Source organism: Rhodoferax sp., assembly GCF_039922535.1.
GTDB lineage: Bacteria > Pseudomonadota > Gammaproteobacteria > Burkholderiales > Burkholderiaceae_C > Rhodoferax_B.
In genome coordinates this window covers 1-1,776 of the sequence record NZ_JBDTEM010000117.1, presented here as the reverse complement: position 1 = coordinate 1,776, position 1,776 = coordinate 1, and the positions used below count along the sequence as shown (strand labels likewise).

The 1,776-nt window shown below is 64.7% G+C and carries 2 protein-coding genes; both read left to right on the top strand.

Features of this window, described 5'->3' with window-relative positions; all coding sequences use genetic code 11:
* Window positions 1–175 precede the first annotated feature (175 nt).
* The gene (locus ABI213_RS05485) at window positions 176–1,009 is read left to right on the top strand and encodes a ThiF family adenylyltransferase (protein ID WP_348008988.1); all 834 of its coding nucleotides are present in this window, start codon (window positions 176–178) and stop codon (window positions 1,007–1,009) included.
* 67 nt (window positions 1,010–1,076) lie between these two features.
* A partial coding sequence (locus tag ABI213_RS05480) for an AEC family transporter (RefSeq protein WP_348026351.1) occupies window positions 1,077–1,776 on the top strand: 700 nt, incomplete at its 3' end.

Genomic DNA, 1,776 nt, shown 5'->3' with positions numbered 1-1,776 from the left:
GCGGCTTTGGCGTAGACAGCTACCTGCTCGGCCTGCGCGCGGGCGTATCCGCCGCCCAGGCCGCAAAAAGCGCTTAAATCCTATTCGCTATATAAAAAGTAGCTTCTCGCGCAGGTTCCATATGCGCTAGCGGCCTTTTTTATAACTATTTTCAACCCCACCCCAAGAGCCCAACATGATCAGTGGCAACACAGAAATCATCGCCCACATCGGCTTCCCCACGCACGCCTTCAAGGCGCCGATGATCTACAACCCCTACTTCGACCAGGCCGGTATCGACGCAGTGGTGGTACCCATGGGTTGCCAGACCGCGGACTACCCCGCCTTCCTGAAGGCGGTGTTCAACCTGGCCAACATCCGTGGCGCGCTGATCACCATGCCGCACAAGGTCACCACCGTGGGCCTGCTGGACGAGGTGTCGCCCACGGCGCGGATTGCCGGTGCCTGCAACGCCGTGCGCCGCAATGCCGACGGCAAGCTCATTGGCGACATGTTCGATGGCGAAGGTTTTGTGCGCGGCGTGCAGCGCAAGGGGCTGCAGATCAGCGGCATCCGCGCGCTGGTGGTGGGCTGCGGCGGCGTGGGCTCGGCCATCGCTGCGTCGCTGGCGGCAGCCGGTGTCAGCACCTTGCAACTGTTCGATGCCTACACCCCGTCCATGGAAGGCCTGGCCACCCGGCTGCGCGAACACTACCCCGCGCTGCTGGTAGAAACCGGCTCCAACGACCCCGCAGGCTGCGACCTGGTGGTCAATGGCACGCCCATGGGCATGAACGACGGTGACCCGCTGCCCATGGACGTGGAGCGCATTGCGCCCACCACCTTCGTCGGCGAAGTGGTGATGAAGTCCGAAATGACCGCCTTTCTGCGTGCCGCCGTGGCCCGGGGCTGCCCGGTGCAAGTGGGCACCGACATGCTGTTCGAGCAGATTCCGGCCTACCTGGAATTCTTCGGCCTGCCCACCACCACGCCCGAAGTGCTGCGTTCTGTCGCCACCTTGAAGTACTAAAGCCCGCCACCTCTGTTCTGCCTAGGCCTGCCGAAACCCTTCGGCAGGCCGCCCCTTTCCCTTTCCTATGCTCCAAATTCTGGCCATCACCGCGCCGATCTACCTGATCATCGCGGCGGGCTTCTTGTCCGTGCGCTACGGCCTGTTCAGCAAACCCGACATGCGGGTGCTGGGCCGCTTCGTGGTCAACTTCTGCCTGCCCGCGCTGATCTTCAACGCGCTCTCCAAGCGCCCGCTGGGCGAGGTGCTTAATGGCCCCTACCTGCTGGCCTACGCGGGCGGCTCGCTGACGGTGGTGCTGGTGGCCATGCTGGTGGGGCGGCGGTTGCGTCGGCAAAGCGTGCCGCTGGCCACCATGCAAAGCCTGGGCATGGCGGCTTCGAACAGCGGCTTTGTAGGCTACCCCATCGTGCTGCAACTGCTGGGCCCCACGGCCGGGGTGGCGCTGGCGCTGACCATGCTGGTCGAAAATCTTTTGGTGCTGCCCCTGTGCTTTGCCATGGCCGACAACCAAGGCCAGGATGCCGCCCAGCGCTGGCACCACACGCTGCTGGTCAGCCTGCGCAACCTGCTGAAAAACCCCATGGTGCTGGCCATATTGGCGGGTTTCTGCTCCGCGCTGCTGGGCCTGCACCTGCCCGCGGTGCTGGCGCAAACCGTGCAGATCGTGGCCACTGCTTCGAGCCCGGTGGCGCTGTTCGTCATCGGCGGCAGCCTGGTCGGCCTGAAGCTGGCCGGGGTACGCCGCGACCTGGCCTGGGTGGCTA